The sequence below is a fragment of the Bartonella sp. AU15XJBT genome (assembly GCF_028618615.1).
GTDB lineage: Bacteria > Pseudomonadota > Alphaproteobacteria > Rhizobiales > Rhizobiaceae > Bartonella.
The window spans coordinates 1-17,673 of sequence record NZ_JAQITG010000024.1 but is presented as its reverse complement, the minus strand read 5'-3'; the positions used below and the strand labels follow the sequence as shown (position 1 = coordinate 17,673).

Sequence of the window (17,673 nt, the reverse complement as noted above, 5' to 3'; positions counted from 1 at the left end):
GCATCTACTTGCGCCAAAATACGACTCCTGCTTTTTCGTCCGCAGAGCTGATTGGATTGTTGCTTCTTTTTTGCACCCTCAAGACATCAAGAATTTCTTGCGCCTTAAAGGCATCAAGAATCTTCTGACAACTTAGCAAATGATCATCATCAATGATAATAAAATCAGCAGCAACCATGACAGTGCAAAGCAGCAATGCTGTTCTAATGATTTTGTTCATAGATTCCCCCTTCTGTCTTTCAGTTTTTAAAGTTTAAGCACAATTAAAAAATTCTGCAACGCATAAAGCCTCCACGCCCCTAACTTCCTCTTCTTTTTTACAGATCCGCGTTTTTACGCTTTTATATTTTTACTAAAAAGAAGCCAAACGAAAGTGGCACCCCCGCGCACCACTCTGTAAACAGCCGCTCTGTAAACAATTCTCACCCCCTCCAACAGTTTAACCCAAAGCCCCCACCGTCAAATCACCATCCCTCAAACGACAGCACTTCATCAGACACAACAGACAAGCCCCATTCCCTCACGCCATCCTTTCCGACACCTCACGCACTCCATTCCCCTCTCGTCAACACACTCTCATCTCCCCGTCTCCATACGCATTCTCTCCCATTTCAACACTTTCTCCCTCTCCCCACTTGCGCCACAGCACTTAACACACCTTTTCACCCCAGCTTTCCCCTCCATTCACAAGACTCGTTCCCCCAATTCGTCTTCCCCCATTCCACACCATGATACACGCCCAACCAACCCTAAAGCCTACACAACAACCTTCCACCTCCTTAACTTTCCCTTTCTTTTTTACAGATCCGCGTTTTTACGCTTTTATATTTTTACTAAAAAGAAGCCAAACGAAAGTGGCACCCCCGCGCACCACTCTGTAAACAGCCGCTCTGTAAACAATTCTCACCCCCTCCAACAGCTTAACCCAACAGCTCCCACCGTCAAATCACCATCCCTCAAAGAACCGTACTGCAAAAGGCGCGATAAACAACCCTCCCCTAAAATACCCACTTGCACAAAAAAACACTTAAATTTTTAAATCTATAGACCCAATATCAACCTCAAAAAGTGGTGTTTCACAGAATAAGAGGATAATTCTTGCGATACAAAAAAATTTTTCATTTTCCAAATATTTTCATTTTTCTTGCTAATCTTTTGAAATTCCTTTATCATCTAAAGGATATTTTGTTCGTCTACGCACCGATCAAGAGGGATTAAAGGTCCTAAATCCGAGCGTAAAAATGAGCCCGCTTTGCGGATATCCCGGAGTTCTGGGATTTTTTGTTATGTCCAGGTGCTTGTCTACACTAAAAGCAAAAAGCTGAGTCAAGTCAGTGTTTTCAAACTCGCGGAATATCAATGCGAGGGCGCTCGCACTTGGCGGGAGGTGCAAAGTGCAAACTAAAAATCCACATTTTCAAACCAAAAATTCAAACTTTGTTGATACTTCAATAGGCGCAAGAATTCGTCATAGAAGAATTTCAATGGGGCTTTCTCAAAAGGCATTAGGAAGCTTTTTAGGTGTGAGTTTCCAACAAATCCAGAAATATGAAAAAGGTTTAAATCGTGTCAGCGCAGGATGTTTGCTTGAAATTGCTCAAAAATTGCAAATGCCGATAAGCTTTTTTTATGCGGATCTTTTAGCCACCGATCTTGCGACAAAAGAAAACCCCTCACATCGTAATCAAGACACCTATAGCGAAAAAGAATATGCCCTTTTAAAAAATTTTAGAGAGCTTAAGCCTAAAAAACAGAAAGCAATTTTGTGGTTGATTTCTAATTAAACAAAAGAGCACATCAACATTATTCGCTCATAAAGCCAACAACAAAATGCTCTTGAAAGTATACGAGAGATGACGATACCTTAAAGAGAAAAAATTCCTACAAGCATTGATCGACAACTCCACGTCTTCAGCGAATTTCCCTCTAGAGGATAAAGCTTCCCCCCGCACCGATTTGTAAACTATAATCCAGCTTCTTACCTAGCGGCTGTCCCCCACTGACATCAGATCACCGTCCTTCAAAGGGCAGGACTTCACAACCCTAAAATATTCAACATACATTCCCACAAAAAAACACCTTATAAATTTATATGCTTGAAGGTCCCTTTAATGGCATATCCCTACTCTAATGGACCATTCTCACCACATCTCAAACACCCTTTCTACGGCATAACAAAATAAAAATTTTAAATTTTTTCTTGCCAATCCCCTGAAATTCCTTTATTGATTGATTTATGTTTTTGACCGCCTACGCAACGGTCAATAGGGAACTAAAAGCCCTAAGCTCTAGCGTAAAATGAACCTGCTTTGCAGGTATCCCGGAATTCCGGGAGCTTTTGCTATGTCCAAGTGCGAGAAACACTAAAAGCAAAAGACTGATTAAGTTCAGTACCTTTAACTCCCGGAATACCAATGCGAGGGCGCTCGCAGCCGGTGGGGAGCTTGCAGTGTGAACTAAAGGTTTACATTTCAACTTAAGCAAAAGAGTTTATCAAAGAAGAATTGCAATGGGGGACGAATTTTAGTGGAGCTCTCCCAAAAAGAATATGAGAACTCTTTAGAAACCCGTTTTCAACAAATCCAAAAATATAAAAAAAGCTACAATCGTGTAAGCGCAGGACATTTACAGGAAATTGCCAAATACGAGATGTCCTGATGAGTTTTTATGCGGCTCTTTCAACAGCGAATATTCCCACAAAAGACAATCTCTCACACCGTGATCAATAAACCTATAGCGAAAAAGAACACATACTTTTGAAAAATTTTAGAGCACTCACACCGAAAAAACAGCAGGCAATTTTGTGGTTGATTTCTGATTAGACAGAAGCGCACACAAACATTATTCGCTCATATACCCATTTCCCCCCTGCTTAAAATTTTCCCTCCCTGATCTCACCAGCCCCCAAACAATGGTATGGCATAGTAGGATATCACCAGATCTCAAACGACAATGCTTTACGACATAGCATAACAAACACCAAAGTCTTGGGAAGATACTTCACCATTCTCACCAGAATTACATCTAACTTCACTGGTCGATAATTTCACTTCTTAAGCAGATTTTTCTTCCAATATTTCCTCATTATCTGCTCCTTTTAGACGAACTGGCAAAGGGCTTTATCTATTATAAGTACGTACATAATAACGCGTTACTCCCGCCTCATCATAATAGACAGTAGACAAGATACCTATATTTATTGGCATTATTTGATAAGTCAAATTGATACCATTTTGCTGTTTGTTTGGTTGATCAGTATAGATCACGCGGTATCCATTGCGTTGCAACAGATCGATAAATAAAGGCGTAAAATTATCTTCTATTTTACTTTTTTTCACAATAAGTGTTGTTTGAGCTGTCGGTAAAGATTGTTTAAGATTGCGAACAAAATCATGAGCAATTAATTTTATATCATCCTTTGTAATATTTCGATCAACATAACTTGATGAATAATTCAAAGATGCACAACCAGCCACCAATACAAGCGGTAATGGTAATAAATATTTTGACATCTTACCCCCTATCAATTGTACCCTCTCTTGAGAAGCTCCTACAGCAAAAATAGCAGCAACCTTGCTAAGAATGATATTAACCATGTATCCATTTGTAATCAAGTGATCGTAAATCGATTTTTCACGCGTTTTAAAAAACGACCAGCATCTCTAATAGCGTTCAAAGCTTATGCTTAACATACAAAGTGTATATGTTAAAAATACACAAAACCATGGAAGGCAGAGAGTATACATATCCTATATATACACTTTTTCCTGATATTCTGTACGAATATAGGATTTAAAACGGACTTATCAGTAAGGAAGTTCGTCTATTGGGTAACTCTCTCAGCAGATAAAATGACATCTTTTGTCCCCATAACATTGAAATTATCACTTGAGGGAATAGTCATTATTGTTTGAATGTTTAGGTTTTTATAGGCCATTTGGATCCCGAATTTTCCCACTAGCTATCAATTTCTACCGCTAACATTTTTTTATAGTTACTCATTTACTCTCATCATAAGCTGTCTTATGTGTTTTCTAAAGACAATTGTAAATCTCTTGAAAGGAGAAAAATAAGCAAACAAAATATTCACCACCCCGCGCCATTCAGTAAACAACCTCTCTGTAAACAACATAACTTCTTACCACTGCGGCCCTCACTTTCAAATCGCCACCTCTCAACGATAGTGCTTTATTAAAGCATGCCTTGCCCTATCCCGAATATTCCTACTCTCTTCCCCCTCCTCAAAAGATTATGTTTTACAGTATAACAAGATAAAAAATGTTCTAATGTTTCTTGCCAATCCCCTGAAATTCCTTTATCACTTAAAAGATATTTTGATCGTCTACGCAGCGATCAAGAGGGAACTGAAAGCCCTAAGCTCTAGTGTAAAATGGACCCACTTTTGTGGGTATCCCGGGATTCCGGGAGTTTTTGCCATGTCCAGGTGTATCGACACACTAAAAGCAAAAAAGCTGACTAGAGCTCAGTACTTTTAGACTCCCGGAATACCAACCAACGCGAGGGCGCTCGCATCCGGTGGGGGAAGCAAAGTGCAAACTAAAAATCCACATTTTATCGACATTTCTGATTAAGCAAAAGAATTCATCAAAGAAGAATTGCCATGGGGGACGCATTTCAATGGGGCTTTCTCAAAAGGAATTAGGAAGCTCTTTAGGTGTCAGTTTCCAATAAATCCAAAAGGATAAAAAAGGCGCCAATTGTGTCAGCGCAGGACGTTTACAAGAAATTGCTAAAAAACTGCAAGTTCCGACAAGCTTTTTTATGCGGATCTTTCAACAGCAGATATTCCCACAAAAGAAAATCACTCACACTGTAATCAATATATCTATAGTGAAAAAGAACACGCCCTTTTAAAACACTTTAGAGAGCTCAAACCGAAAAAACAGAAAGCCATTTTGTGTTTGATTTCTAATTAGACAAAAGCGCACCACTCAACATGACTCGCTCATATATCCAACAACAAAGCCCCCCTCAGTAAAAATTTATGCCCCCTTAAACGACAGTATTTCATCAGATGCAACAAGCAGATTCTATTTCCTCATGCCATCCTTCATCTCTTCGCACCACAGCCTTTTGTACACGCCCGAGCCTATCCACACGCACGCTTTCCATTCTCCATTCCTATCTCTCCAATCACCACACCAACACGCCCCCTCTTCCCCCCCAACTCATCTCTCCATTGACAAACGCTTCTTTCCCCTCTTTCCATCTTCCACTTTTCCCTCCCCTCTTAGCTCCAGCCTTCTCCACATCTCTCTATCTTCCACTTCTCTTCTCCCTCCTCAACACATTCCACGCCATGATAACAACCCCACATGCCCTCAAGCACGTACAACGCATAAATCCGCTACGTCCTTAACTTCCTCTTACTTCTTTACAGTTTCACGTTTTTACGCTTTTACATTTTTACAAAATAAAGCCCAATGAAACTTCCAAATCATCACCCCACACAGCTCTGTAAACAAAGATCTTTAAACGATAATCCGGCCTTTTACACAGCGCCCCTGACCGACTCCAGATCACACCACCCCACAAACAAAGCTTAAGTGCAACAAGCCACGTCCTATCTCCTCACACCATGCTTCATGCACCCCTTCACACCAACTCTTTTACACACCATCTCCTCTAACCTATCCATATTCACTCTCTCTATTCTCCATTTCTCCCTCCTCTCATCAACCCACCAACAAATTTCCCCCCCCTTTTTCATCTCCGCTTACCCTTTCATTCACAAGCGCGTTCTCCTCAATCCTCTTACCCCATTCCATGCCAAGACAAAAACACGCACAAGGCATAAATTCTTCATTTCTCTTTTACGGCTACACATTTTTACGCTTTTATATCTTGACAGAACACAGTCAAATAAAACGCCCACCCAGCATCTCACATTGCTCTGTCAAGCATCTAACATCTTGGTAGTAGCTTTCTTACCAACCACGCATAGCCCCGATCAACACACCAGAGAACACCTCAAACAACAGCATTTCATCAATTTCGACAAACAAACTTTTCCTGAATATTCTTACACGCATCCCCATGGGGACACAGAATGAAAGTTCCCACAATACTGATCTACAAGAAGGAAAACGCCTCTGACCAACCATGCAGAGCGCGATCAGCATACCTCAGCGCTCCTCAAACAACAGCATTCCATCAATTTCGACAAACAAACTTTTCCTGAATATTCTTACACGCATCCCCATGGGGACACACAATGAAAGTTCCCACAATACTGATCTACAAGAAGGAAAACGCCTCTAATCAACCATGCAGAGCGCGATCAGCACACCTCAGCGCTCCTCAAACAACAGCATTCCATCAATTTCGACAAGCAAACTTTTCTTGAATATTCTTACACGCATCCCCATGGGGACACACAATGAAAGTTCCCACAATACTGATCTACAAGAAGGAAAACGCCTCTAATCAACCATGCAGAGCGCGATCAGCACACCGGAGAACACCTCAAACAATGGTGTTTTATGGCATAAGAGGATCATCGCCATCCTTTTCCGGAGCATTTCCTCCCCTTATGTTTCAGATAAAAACGCTAATCGATCACCTTGTTTTGTCACTGTCACCGCTGTTTCGTCTTGTATTTCTCCAAATAAGATTTTTTCTGCAAGAGGATCTTGGATTTCCTTTTGGATAATCCGTTTAAGCGGACGTGCCCCATAAAGGGGATCATAACCTTTATCAGCAAGGAATTCTCGTACTTCTGGTTTGATATGCAAGGTTATGCTGCGTTCATTCAGCAAATTTTGCAAATGCTGTATCTGAATATCAACAATCGCCTCCATATCCTTGCGTTGCAACCGCTCAAAGAGAATAATCTCATCAATACGGTTTAAAAACTCCGGACGGAAAGCGGTTTTCACCACATTCATGACATCGTCTTTTGCTTGATCCACCGTTTGTCCTTCAGGCAAAGCGGTTAAAAATTCAGCCCCAAGATTTGAAGTCATAATCAACAAAGTGTTCCGAAAATCGACCGTTCTTCCTTGACTATCAGTCAAGCGCCCTTCATCTAATACTTGCAATAACAAATTAAAGATATCCGGATGTGCCTTTTCAATTTCATCAAAGAGGATAACTTGATAAGGTCTTCTTCGCACGGCTTCGGTGAGCACGCCCCCTTCTTCATATCCGACATATCCGGGCGGCGCCCCAATGAGCCGGGCTCCGGCATGCTTTTCCATATATTCCGACATATCAATGCGCAACATGGCATTTGGATCTTGAAAAAGAAAAGCGGCGAGAGCTTTGGTTAGTTCGGTTTTCCCCACACCGGTAGGTCCCAAGAACATGAAAGACCCAAGCGGACGATTGGGGTCCTGCAATCCGGCACGCGCACGCCGTACAGCACGTGCAACAGCTTGAACCGCTTCACCTTGTCCCACGACACGGGTTGCAATTTCATCTTCCATGCGCAAGAGTGCCTCCCGTTCTGCTTCCAACATCCGATCCATAGGAATTCCAGTCCAGCGTGAAACAATCCGCGCAACATGTTCAGCGGTCACTGTTTCTTCAACGAGATGATTTTGCTGGTCATCATTTTCCGCTAAAGTCAATTGTTTTTCGAGTTCCGGAATAACACTATAAGCCAGTTCCCCAGCTTTTTGGAATTGTCCATCACGTTGTGCAATAGCCAAAGCATTGCGTGCTTCTTCGAGTTGTTTTTTCAAATCGGCAGCATGCCCTAATTTTTGTTTTTCAGCCTGCCAAGCCGTTGTCATTTCCGCAGACTGTTGTTCCAATGTTTTGAGTTCTTCCTGCACATTTTTCAAACGCTCTTTTGCTGTTGGCTCTACATCTGTCTTCAAAGCTTCCCGTTCGATTTTTAATTGTAAAATTCGCCGATCAAGGGCATCGAGTTCCTCCGGCTTTGAATCAACCTGCATACGCAAGCGTGCTGCTGCTTCATCGATCAGATCAATCGCTTTATCCGGCAAAAACCGATCCGTAATATAACGGGAAGAGAGCTTTGCTGCAGCAATTAAAGCACTGTCTGCCAAACGCACTTTATGGTGTTGTTCGTATTTTTCTTTAATACCGCGCAAAATAGAAATCGTATCTTCTAAAGAGGGCTCTGGAACAAAAACAGGCTGGAAACGGCGTGCCAAAGCAGCATCTTTTTCGACATATTTTCGATATTCATCAAGGGTAGTCGCGCCCACACAATGGAGTTCTCCACGTGCCAGAGCAGGTTTTAGCAAGTTTGAAGCATCCATAGGACCATCGGATTTTCCTGCTCCCACAAGATTGTGCAATTCATCAATAAAGAGGATAATTTGTCCATTTTCGGCTTGCACTTCAGCCAGCACGGCTTTAAGGCGTTCTTCAAATTCCCCCCGATATTTTGCCCCCGCAATAAGCGCCCCCATATCGAGCGCATAAAGTTGTTTATCACGCAAAGTTTCCGGGACATCGCCATTGATAATGCGCAACGCCAACCCTTCCACAATGGCGGTTTTTCCCACTCCCGGCTCTCCGATCAGCACGGGATTATTTTTCGTCCGCCGTGAGAGCACTTGAATGGTGCGACGAATTTCTTCTTCTCGCCCAATGACAGGGTCGAGTTTTCCCTCGCGTGCATCTTTTGTGAGATCACGAGCATATTTTTGCAAGGCATCATATTGACCTTCGGCATGGGGGCTTGTGGCTGTTTTTCCTTTGCGCAGTGCATTAATTGCTTGATTAAGCTCTTGCGGGGTTAACCCAGCCTTTGTGAGAATATCGGCTGTTTTTGCGGACTTTTCCATAAGCAGCGCTTGCAAGATACGCTCCACAGTGACAAATTGATCACCGGCTTTTTGCGCGAGCTCCTCAGCCAGCGCAAAGACTTTTGCCACCGGCTGTGAAAGATAGAGTTGTCCATTTCCCCCTTGTACTTTTGGCAAAGCCTCAAGAGCTTCTTTAAGCGTCTTTTGAATAAGCTTAAGATCCCCTCCTGCTTTTTGGATAAGTGACGCCGCCAATCCTTGAGCATCGTCTAACAACACTTTCAAGAAATGCTCCGGCATAAACTGCTGATGATCCGAAGCCAGAGCATTATTTTGTGCTGATTGTAAAAACCCCTGCACGCGTTCGCTATATTTTTCCAGGTTCATTTTTTTCCTTTCTTGGGGCAACCCTTTAGGCACAACTTCTTGGTCATCGCCACGGCCCTTTTGCTCTCTCTAAACACCCACCAAAAGCTCTCCCCAGCATGTCATAAAAACCGCCCCACCACACGAACACCAGAAACGTTGAAGCATGAAGAACTGTCGTGTTAAAATGAATATGGGTTTTGATCTAAACGAGTGCAAGAGCAAAACATGAAAGAAAAAACAAGAACAAGAAACGCATGCGAAAAGCATTATAGAACCAGAAGATAAAAAGCTAAGATTTTTCAAAAAAGCTTTCCCAAAAAATGACCTCAACCCTTGCGATAAATCGCTCCATTCCCCATCTCCTCATAACATTCACAAGCCCCATTTCCTCACGTCCTTCCTTTCCTCACTTCCTTTCCTCTCACGCACTCTATCCTCCATTCCCATTCCGTCAACACATTCTCGTCCCCCGCTCCGCGCTTGTTCCTTCATTCCCTCTCACGCACCAACAGTGCTCTTCATCGCAATTTATCTCTCCATTCACAAGACGCGCTTTTCCCCATCCTCCCACTCTTTCAAACCACCGATCAACCAACATCTTTTCGCAGAAACCAACTTTTATAAAAGGAATAAGCCAGCCTCAACTTATTGCCAACGTTACATCTGTTGGCTCATGAAGAATTTTCTCATCTCCCCACGCCTAAAAAAGCTCCCCAAAAGCTCCCAACCAGCAGCAATCAATTCCTCTTCAAAAAGCAACGTTATCCCAAAGAACAAAACTTCTCCCCCACTCTGTAAACAAAGGTCTATAAACAACAACCCAACTTCTTACCCCACACCGCCACCTTCAGAGATCCCATCAAACGACGTTATTTCATCAGACACAACAGACAAGCCCCATTCTCTCACGCTATTCTTCACGCATCCCTTCGCACCAACACTTTTACACTCTCTATTCTTCCCACTTTTTTGCCTCGTCACGCTTAAATATAAAAAGCAATCCGACCATCCACATATTGCCAACATGCCCCATCCTTACGCATAAGAATTTTCTCATCTCCCCACGCCTCAAACAACATCATTTCATAAAAGCTTACGAGCAAGCCGCCTCATTCCCTCACATACTCTATCCTCTATTCCCCTCTCGTCAACATACTCTCGTCCCCTCATCTCCATACGCATTCTCTCCCATTTCAACACTTTCTCGCCCTCCCCACTTGCGCCACAGCACTTAACAGCACTTAACACCCCAACTTATCTGTCCATTCACAAGACGCGCTTCCCCCAATCCTCCCCCTCCATTTCACACCATGACAGAAGCCCAACATACCCCAAATCCTTTCCCCACAAACATACACAACACATAAACCTTCCACGTCTTTAATTTCCCTTTTTTACGGCTCCACGTTTTTACGCTTTTACATCTTTACAGAAAAAAGCCAAACGAGACTTCCAAATCACCACCGAATAATCTCCTTGCTTACAAAAATTCCCCCAAAGAACCAAACTTCCCACCCCATACCCTCTGTTTTATAAACGACAACTTAACTTCTTGCCCCACACCGCCACCTTCAAAGATTCCCCTCAAACGACGGTATTTCATCAGACACAACAGACAAGCCACATTCTCTCACGCTATTCTTCACGAGATCCCTTCGCACCACCGCCTTTTGTACGCACCATCCCATCAACACACTTACAACTTACCCCCTCTCCATCCCAACTTATCCCTCCTCCACTCACGCACCAACAGTGCTCTCCATCCCATCTTACCCTCCATTCACAAGACTTGTTTCTCCAATCCTCTCGACCCCATTCCACGCCATGACAAAAGCCCAACACGCACCAAAGCCTCCACAACGCATAAAGCCTCCACCTCCTTCACTTTCTCTTCTTTTTTACGGATCCACGTTTTTACGCTTTTACATTTTTACAGAAATTAACAAATGAAAGGTTCACACCGCCACACCGCTCTGTAAACAATTCTCTACACTTTAGGCCTCTTGCTCACCCCATCCCCCCTTCTCGAAATCATCTCCCCCTCAAAGGACAGTGTGCACAAGACGCAACAACAAACCCACCCCCAAAACATTCAACACACACTTGCACAAAAAAGCACCCCAATGGATAAAATCTATATGTCTAATCAACCTTAAAGATCAGCATTTCACCACATGATCAGATAATTCTTGCGATCCCCAAAATGCTTTCATGTTCCAAATATTTTCATTTTTCTTGCCAATCTTCTGAAATTCTTTTATCATTTAAAGGATATTTTGATCGTCTACGCACCGATCAAGAGGGAACTAAAAGCCCTAAATCCGAGCGTACCATTTAACCCACTGTTGTGGATATCCCGGGGTTCCGGGAGTTTTTGCTATGTCCAGGTGCTTGTCTGCACTAAAAGCAAAAAAACTGACTCGGATTCAGTACTTTTAGACTCCCGGAATACCAATGCGAGGGCGCTCGCAACTGGAGGGGGCTTAAAGTGCAGACCAAAAATTCACAGTTTCAAACTAAAAACCCACATTTTATTGATATTTCTGATCAAGCAAAAGAATTCGTCAAAGACGCATAGCCATGGGGCTTACTCAAAAGGCTTTAGGGAATTCTTTAGGGGTGAGTTTCCAACAAATTCAAAAATATGAAAAAGGTTTAAATCGTGTCAGCGCAGGATGTTTGCTTGAAATTGCTCAAAAATTGCAAGTGCCGATAAGCTTTTTTTATGCGGATCTTTTAGCCACCGATCTTGCGACAAAAGAAGATCTTGTCTCAGAAGAAAATCTCTCGCACCGTGATCAAAACATTTCCAACGAAAAAGAATATTTGCTTTTAAAAAACTTTAGAGAGCTCAAGCCTAAAAAGCAGAAAGCCATTTTATGGTTGCTCTCTGACTAGGCAAAAACACAGCCCTCAACATTATTCGCTCACAGAGCCCTTTTGGTAAAATTCAGCCCCCCTCAAAGGAACATACTTTAAAAGGCGCGACAAACAAACCCACCCCTAAAACATTCAACACTCTCTCTTACAAAAAAGCACCCCAATGGATAAAACCTATCTGCTCAATATCGCCCTCAAACGTCAGTGCTTTTACGGCATAACAGAATAAAAACCAATATTCTTAATGAGTTACAACTGATCACACAACTAAAAGTAATTACATTTAACATTGACAATACAACTAAGAGTAATTACATTTAACAGAGAGAGTAAAAAGGAAAGATGACCATGAAGACTGTTCTTTCTCCGCTAATTTCAGAATTCGAAACCGTGGAAGAGGAAACGGATTATACCGCGTGGTTGCGTGAAAAGGTAAGAGTTAGCCTTGCAAATCCTCATCCTACTATCTCACACGACGAAGTTATGGCTGAAATGGATAATATAATAGACCAAATTGAAGCTGAAAAAAAGAAGTCCTAATGTTACCCATTATCTGGTTGGCTTGTGCTCGCGATGATTTAAATAAAATTTTAACTTACATTGCTTATGAAAGTCCACCTGCTGCACGACGAATGAAGAAGTTTTTAGAAGATTCTGTACTCCCATTAGCTGAACATCCATACCTATACCGCCAAAGTGAGAAAGTCCCGGGATTACAAGAAGTTTTAGCCCATCCAAACTATCTTATATTGTACAGAGTAACGAAAACACAAATAGAGATCACCTCTGTGGTACATGCTCGCCGTAAATTTCCTATCTCCACCTGACTTAATAACAATCTAGCGTCTCTCAAGCTCTAAGAAAAACTCTTTTTATACTGATATATCAACAAAAGAAAATGTCTCATATCGTGGTGATGAAAGTCTATCTAGTTAAAGAAAAATACTTACTTTTAAAAAATTTTAGAGAACTCAAGCCTAAAAAACAGAAAGCCATTTATGGTTGCTCTCTGATTAGGCAAAAGCACAGCCCTCAACATTATCCGCTCATAGAGCCCTTTTGTAAAATTGATGCCCCTCAAAGGACAGTGTGCAAAAGGCGCAACAAACAAGCCCACCCCTAAAACACTCAACACACACTTGCACAAAAAAGCACCCCAATGGATAAAATCTATATGTCTAATCAACCTTAAAGATCAGTATTTTACAGTATGATCGGATAATTCTTGCGATCCCCAAAATATTTTCATTTTTCTTGCCAATCTTCTGAAATTACTTTATTGATAGGCTTATGTTTTTGATCGTCCACGCAACGGTCAAATAGGGATCTAAAAGCCCGAAAGCTTAATACATGAATTTATCCCGCTTTGCGGGTATCCCGGAATTCCGGGAGTTTTTGCTATGTCCAGGTGCTTGTCTGCACTAAAAGCAAAAAAACTGACTCGGACTCAGTACTTGTTACTCCCGGAATACCAATGCGAGGGCGCTCGCACTTGGCGGGGGAACAAAGTGCAAACTAAAAATCCACATTTTCCAACCAAAAATCCAGATTTTATCGACATTTCTGATCAAGCAAAAGAATTCGTTATAGACGCATGGCCATGGGGCTTTCCCAAAAAACATTAGGAAACTTTTTAGGTGTGAGTTTCCAACAAATCCAGAAATATGAAAAAGGTTTAAATCGTATCAGCGCAAAATGTTTGCTCAAAATTGCTCAAAAACTGCAAGTACCAATAAGCTTTTTTTATGCGGATCTTTTAGCCACCGATCTTGCCACAAAAGAAGATCTTGTCTCAGAAGGCAATCCCTCACACCATAATCAAAACATCTCCAGCGAAAAAGAACACGCCCTTTTAAAAAACTTTAGAGAACTCCAACCGAAAAAACAGAAAGCCATTTTATGGTTAATTTCTAATTAAGCAAAAGTGCACCCCTCAACATTCTTCGCTCATAGAGCCCTTTTGGTAAAATTAATGCCCCCTCACAGTTCAGTAGGCTAAAAGATGCGACAAACAACTCCATCCCTATTCAACATACACGCGCACAAAAAAGCATCCCAATGAGTAAAATCTATATGCTTAATATCAACCTCAAAGATCAGTATTTTACAGTATGATCGGATAATTCTTGCGATCCCCAAAATATTTTCATTTTTCTTGCCAATCTTCTGAAATTCTTTTATCATTTAAAGTGATATTTTGATCGTCTACGCACCGATCAAGAGGGAACTAAAAGCCCTAAATCCGAGCGTACCATTTAACCCACTGTTGTGGATATCCCGGAATTCCGGGAGTTTTTGCTATGTCCAGGTGCTTGTCTGCACTAAAAGCAAAAAAACTGACTCGGATTCAGTACTTTTAGACTCCCGGAATACCAATGCGAGGGCGCTCGCAACCGGAGGGAGTGCAAAGTGCCAACTAAAGATCCACATTTTATCGACATTTCTATAGGCAAAAGAATTCGTCATAGAAGAATTTCAATGGGGCTTTCTCAAAAGGAATTAGGAAGCTTTTTAGGTGTGAGTTTCCAACAAATCCAGAAATACGAAAAAGGTTTAAATCGTGTCAGCGCAGGATGTTTGCTTGAAATTGCTCAAAAATTGCAAGTGCCGATAAGCTTTTTTTATGCGGATCTTTTAGCCACCGATCTTGCGACAAAAGAAGATCTTGTCTCAGAAGAAAATCTCTCGCACCGTGATCAAGACACCTATAGCGAAAAAGAATATGCTCTTTTAAAAAACTTTAGAGAACTCCAACCGAAAAAACAGAAAGCCATTTTGTGGTTGCTCTCTGATTAGGTAAAAGCACCCTCAAACGTTATATTTGTCAATACCCCAGCTTAAAATTCCCATCCCCCACAAAGAGCAGTGTTTTAGGGCATGATAGGATAAATTTATCATAGAAGAGAAAAATGCGCTAAGCTTAAAAAGTAAGCCCCATTATTCCTATAACAATGACACCATCACGATCTTAACTGACAAGGTTAAGAAAGGAGTCTTGCTGAGAGCCCATTTTGCGTTAGCAGGTCTATTGCTAATTTATCAAATGAAACAAAGGTTTCACCGCCTAGCCAATGTCCCTCATAAGATATAATTCCATCAGCAAAATCTCCACCAGCCTCAAGCATAGCAAGCCCGGCTTCAACAGCTGGTCGATTCATGACGACATTACGCGTTGCAAGAAGATTACGAACCATCAAAGCAATCTCTTCTTTTGATAATTTTGCCCCGCGGCGGAGTATCCAAATAAGTTCACAAAGACAAGGCAAAGAAATAGCGATGAGAGAAGCTTCTCTTAAGATCTTACTTGCTATTTCACCTTGCTTTTTATCATCTTGTAAAACAGCGCGGGCTAAAACATTTGTATCTACAGAAATCTTCACTTTTTCCTCGCCCAACCAGAGGCAGCAATTTCGTTCATTTCTTCCACAGTCAGTGTTTTTTTAACTTTTCCGGCAAATCGTCCAATAAAGCTATCAATTGTGCTTGTAGGCTGTGCTGCTTTTATACGAAGTTCACCACCTGGTAACTTTTCAAAGTTGATGCGCTCTCCTGGTTTAACACCAAGGTGCTGGAGTAAATCCCGCTTCAGCGTCACTTGTCCTTTTGCTGTAACAGTTAGTGAAGGCATAGAAAAATCCTCTTAATATAGATATCGTTATTAAGTATATATAAAAAATAATGAAAAATTCAATTACTTTTTAAAATTGCCAAAGCACTATAGGGCAGATCCTGAACATGAGGAATTGTAAGATATATTCGTTTTCATACCGGCAATATCTGATTACACCCGAAAAATAGGAGACCTTGAACTCCTCCCTGCATTAAACAACGGTGCTTTATGGCATAGGAGAATGTGTAGAATTGAAGATGATCATGTTTCATCTATCCACTAACACAAATGCGATCAATAGGAAAAGCTTTTAAAGCAGAAAAACACGCACCATTGAAAAAAAATGATGAGGCCGTAGGTTTTAGCATCCTCCACCTTTTTCTTAAAACAGCAAAGGAATGCCCAATTAGTTGTCAAAATATCCTCGCTAAGTATTCCATACCCTAATATCGATCTCAAAGAACATTTTTTCACAAAAAAAGAGATAATTCTTGCGATACAAAAAAATTTTTCATTTTCCAAATATTTTCATTTTTCTTGCTAATCTTTTGAAATTCCTTTATCATCTAAAGGATATTTTGATCGTCTACGCACCGATCAAGAGGGAAAACAAGCCCTAAACCCTAGCGTACCATTGAACCCACTGTTGTGGGTGTCCCGGGATTCCGGGAGTTTTTGCTATGTCCAAGTGCGCTCAGCACTAAAAGCAAAAAGCTGACTAGGGTTCAGTACTTGTTACTCCCGGAATACCAATGCGAGGGCGCTCGCAACCGGAGGGGAAACAAAGTGCAAACTAAAAATCCACATTTTCAAACCAAAAATTCAAATTTTATTGACATTTCAATAGGCACAAGAATTCGTCATAGAAGAATTTCAATGGGGCTTTCTCAAAAAGCATTAGGAAACACTCTCGGTGTGAGTTTCCAACAAATCCAAAAATATGAAAAAGGTTTAAATCGTGTCAGCGCAGGATGTTTGCTTGAAATTGCTCAAAAATTGCAAGTGCCGATAAGCTTTTTTTATGCGGATCTTTCAGCCACCGATCTTGCGACAAAAGAAAACCCCTCACACCATAATCAAGACACCTATAGCGAAAAAGAATATTTGCTTTTAAAAAACTTTAGAGAGCTCAAGCCTAAAAAGCAGAAAGCCATTTTATGGTTGCTCTCTGATTAAGCCAAAGCGCACCACTCAACATTATTCGCTCATAGAGCCCTTTTGGTAAAATTGATGCCCCTCAAAGGAAAGTCCTTCAAAAGGCGCGATAAACAACCCCACACACACTTGTACAAAAAAGCACCCCAATGCATAAAATCCACATGCCTCATATCGAACCATAAAGATCAGTGGTTTATAGCATGATAAAATAAGAAACGAACCATCTGAAAAAAATGGCATGGAGAGATCAAAGAGATCAATGATCATCCTCTCCTGTCGTATCAGGGGGTGTTAATGCTTTATTTTTCTTAATTTTTATAACACCAATCATTCCAGTGAAAATAATGCAGGCAGACATCGTTAAAAAAGAGCTCACCAATCCTACCAGTGCAAAAAGCCCAGCAATAAGGCCAGACACGGCTTCAGCAGAGTTTGCTAAAGTTGAAAAGGTTCCAAAACTCTTACCAAAATCTTCACGACGAGAGTATAATTGAAGCGCAGAGACTAAACTAATATCCACAAATGCCCCCGTAAATCCTAAAACACAGGCAAACACGAGAAGCAATTTTAAATAAAGCATTGAAGCTAAAGGCATAAGAAATAGAACAGACCCATAAAGAAGCCAAAAGACCATAAGCTTTAATGATGTAACCTTGACTATAATTTTACGATAGGACAAACCACCCACAATCGTTCCAACAGCCATGAGAGAAAAAAGTGAACTCACAAATCTTTCCTCTCCCCCCACAGACAGAACAAAAGCTGGAATTAAAAATCTTAAAATTGCCCCCGTAAAGAGAATAGCAAATGCCGAGCCAACGAGCGTAATAAATAAATGTTTATTTTCAGTCGAAATATATTGAAGATAGGAAGCGGTTTCGCGATAAATTTTTATAAAATTGAATGATTTAT

General features: G+C 41.3%; 13 protein-coding genes and 6 pseudogenes. 10 read left to right on the top strand and 9 right to left on the bottom strand.

Annotated elements, in window-relative coordinates; translation table 11 throughout:
* Positions 1-4: 4 nt before the first annotated feature.
* Positions 5-220 carry a hypothetical protein gene (locus PVV57_RS08365; RefSeq protein WP_273783857.1) on the bottom strand — a complete coding sequence of 72 codons (216 nt, stop codon included), beginning with the start codon at positions 218-220 and terminating at the stop codon, positions 5-7.
* Between the two features lie 429 nt (positions 221-649).
* Positions 650-775, bottom strand: a complete 126-nt coding sequence (locus tag PVV57_RS08360) for a hypothetical protein (protein ID WP_273783856.1) — start codon at positions 773-775, stop codon at positions 650-652.
* 619 nt (positions 776-1,394) lie between these two features.
* Between PVV57_RS08360 and PVV57_RS08355 the strand changes: the two genes are divergently transcribed.
* Both PVV57_RS08355 and PVV57_RS08350 read left to right on the top strand, forming a co-directional pair.
* Positions 1,395-1,784 (top strand): helix-turn-helix transcriptional regulator, encoded by a 390-nt coding sequence (locus tag PVV57_RS08355; protein WP_273719316.1) that lies wholly within the window; start codon positions 1,395-1,397, stop codon positions 1,782-1,784.
* A 736-nt stretch (positions 1,785-2,520) separates the two neighbouring features.
* Positions 2,521-2,822: pseudogene (locus PVV57_RS08350) on the top strand (XRE family transcriptional regulator).
* Positions 2,823-3,119: 297 nt separating this feature from the next.
* Here the strand turns inward: PVV57_RS08350 and PVV57_RS08345 are convergent.
* Complete coding sequence (locus PVV57_RS08345; RefSeq protein WP_273783858.1) at positions 3,120-3,512, bottom strand: hypothetical protein; 393 nt, start codon at positions 3,510-3,512, stop codon at positions 3,120-3,122.
* 1,038 nt (positions 3,513-4,550) lie between these two features.
* On the opposite strand from PVV57_RS08345, the pseudogene PVV57_RS08340 reads away from it, so the two are divergent.
* Positions 4,551-4,937, top strand: a pseudogene (locus PVV57_RS08340) (helix-turn-helix domain-containing protein).
* 1,614 nt (positions 4,938-6,551) lie between these two features.
* Here PVV57_RS08340 and clpB read toward each other — a convergent pair.
* Both clpB and PVV57_RS08330 read right to left on the bottom strand, forming a co-directional pair.
* Positions 6,552-9,131, bottom strand: a complete 2,580-nt coding sequence (clpB, locus tag PVV57_RS08335) for an ATP-dependent chaperone ClpB (RefSeq protein ID WP_273783855.1) — start codon at positions 9,129-9,131, stop codon at positions 6,552-6,554.
* An 810-nt stretch (positions 9,132-9,941) separates the two neighbouring features.
* A complete protein-coding gene (locus tag PVV57_RS08330) occupies positions 9,942-10,139 on the bottom strand; it encodes a hypothetical protein (RefSeq protein WP_273719320.1) in 198 nt (65 codons plus the stop codon).
* 1,462 nt (positions 10,140-11,601) lie between these two features.
* Here PVV57_RS08330 and PVV57_RS08325 point away from each other — a divergent pair.
* The 6 genes and pseudogenes from PVV57_RS08325 (at position 11,602) to PVV57_RS08305 (ending at position 14,789) form a co-directional block, all read left to right on the top strand.
* Positions 11,602-12,011, top strand: a pseudogene (locus tag PVV57_RS08325) (helix-turn-helix domain-containing protein).
* A 324-nt stretch (positions 12,012-12,335) separates the two neighbouring features.
* Complete coding sequence (locus PVV57_RS08320; protein WP_244393452.1) at positions 12,336-12,533, top strand: antitoxin; 198 nt, start codon at positions 12,336-12,338, stop codon at positions 12,531-12,533.
* Positions 12,533-12,820 carry a type II toxin-antitoxin system RelE/ParE family toxin gene (locus PVV57_RS08315; protein WP_273783854.1) on the top strand — a complete coding sequence of 96 codons (288 nt, stop codon included), beginning with the start codon at positions 12,533-12,535 and terminating at the stop codon, positions 12,818-12,820. Before PVV57_RS08320 ends, PVV57_RS08315 begins: the two co-directional genes overlap by 1 nt.
* Positions 12,821-12,863: 43 nt before the next feature.
* Positions 12,864-13,010 (top strand): annotated as a pseudogene (locus PVV57_RS10545) (XRE family transcriptional regulator); the annotation flags it as partial.
* Positions 13,011-13,501: 491 nt separating this feature from the next.
* Positions 13,502-13,911: pseudogene (locus PVV57_RS08310) on the top strand (helix-turn-helix domain-containing protein).
* A 491-nt stretch (positions 13,912-14,402) separates the two neighbouring features.
* Positions 14,403-14,789, top strand: a complete 387-nt coding sequence (locus PVV57_RS08305; RefSeq protein ID WP_273719322.1) for a helix-turn-helix transcriptional regulator — start codon at positions 14,403-14,405, stop codon at positions 14,787-14,789.
* A 185-nt stretch (positions 14,790-14,974) separates the two neighbouring features.
* Here the strand turns inward: PVV57_RS08305 and PVV57_RS08300 are convergent, their stop codons facing one another.
* Complete coding sequence (locus PVV57_RS08300) at positions 14,975-15,373, bottom strand: type II toxin-antitoxin system VapC family toxin (protein WP_100129302.1); 399 nt, start codon at positions 15,371-15,373, stop codon at positions 14,975-14,977.
* Positions 15,370-15,621 (bottom strand): AbrB/MazE/SpoVT family DNA-binding domain-containing protein, encoded by a 252-nt coding sequence (locus PVV57_RS08295; protein ID WP_273719323.1) that lies wholly within the window; start codon positions 15,619-15,621, stop codon positions 15,370-15,372. Before PVV57_RS08295 ends, PVV57_RS08300 begins: the two co-directional genes overlap by 4 nt.
* 768 nt (positions 15,622-16,389) lie before the next feature.
* Between PVV57_RS08295 and PVV57_RS08290 the strand changes: the two genes are divergently transcribed.
* On the top strand, positions 16,390-16,779 hold the full coding sequence (locus PVV57_RS08290; protein ID WP_273719325.1) for a helix-turn-helix transcriptional regulator: 390 nt from the start codon (positions 16,390-16,392) through the stop codon (positions 16,777-16,779).
* A 21-nt stretch (positions 16,780-16,800) separates the two neighbouring features.
* Here PVV57_RS08290 and PVV57_RS08285 read toward each other — a convergent pair whose 3' ends face one another.
* Both PVV57_RS08285 and PVV57_RS08280 read right to left on the bottom strand, forming a co-directional pair.
* The gene (locus tag PVV57_RS08285; protein WP_273719326.1) at positions 16,801-17,028 is read right to left on the bottom strand and encodes a hypothetical protein; all 228 of its coding nucleotides are present in this window, start codon (positions 17,026-17,028) and stop codon (positions 16,801-16,803) included.
* Positions 17,018-17,673 (bottom strand): annotated as a pseudogene (locus tag PVV57_RS08280) (MFS transporter); the annotation flags it as partial. The gene PVV57_RS08285 and the pseudogene PVV57_RS08280, both read right to left, overlap by 11 nt.

Bases quoted from the DNA above. Each gene is read 5' to 3' on its own strand.
- PVV57_RS08365 (WP_273783857.1), bottom strand. From the start codon at position 220: ATGAACAAAATCATTAGAACAGCATTGCTGCTTTGCACTGTCATGGTT.
- PVV57_RS08345 (WP_273783858.1), bottom strand. From the start codon at position 3,512: ATGTCAAAATATTTATTACCATTACCGCTTGTATTGGTGGCTGGTTGT.
- clpB (WP_273783855.1), bottom strand. From the start codon at position 9,131: ATGAACCTGGAAAAATATAGCGAACGCGTGCAGGGGTTTTTACAATCA.
- PVV57_RS08330 (WP_273719320.1), bottom strand. From the start codon at position 10,139: ATGTTGGCAATATGTGGATGGTCGGATTGCTTTTTATATTTAAGCGTG.
- PVV57_RS08320 (WP_244393452.1), top strand. From the start codon at position 12,336: ATGACCATGAAGACTGTTCTTTCTCCGCTAATTTCAGAATTCGAAACC.
- PVV57_RS08315 (WP_273783854.1), top strand. From the start codon at position 12,533: ATGTTACCCATTATCTGGTTGGCTTGTGCTCGCGATGATTTAAATAAA.
- PVV57_RS08295 (WP_273719323.1), bottom strand. From the start codon at position 15,621: ATGCCTTCACTAACTGTTACAGCAAAAGGACAAGTGACGCTGAAGCGG.
- PVV57_RS08285 (WP_273719326.1), bottom strand. From the start codon at position 17,028: ATGATCATTGATCTCTTTGATCTCTCCATGCCATTTTTTTCAGATGGT.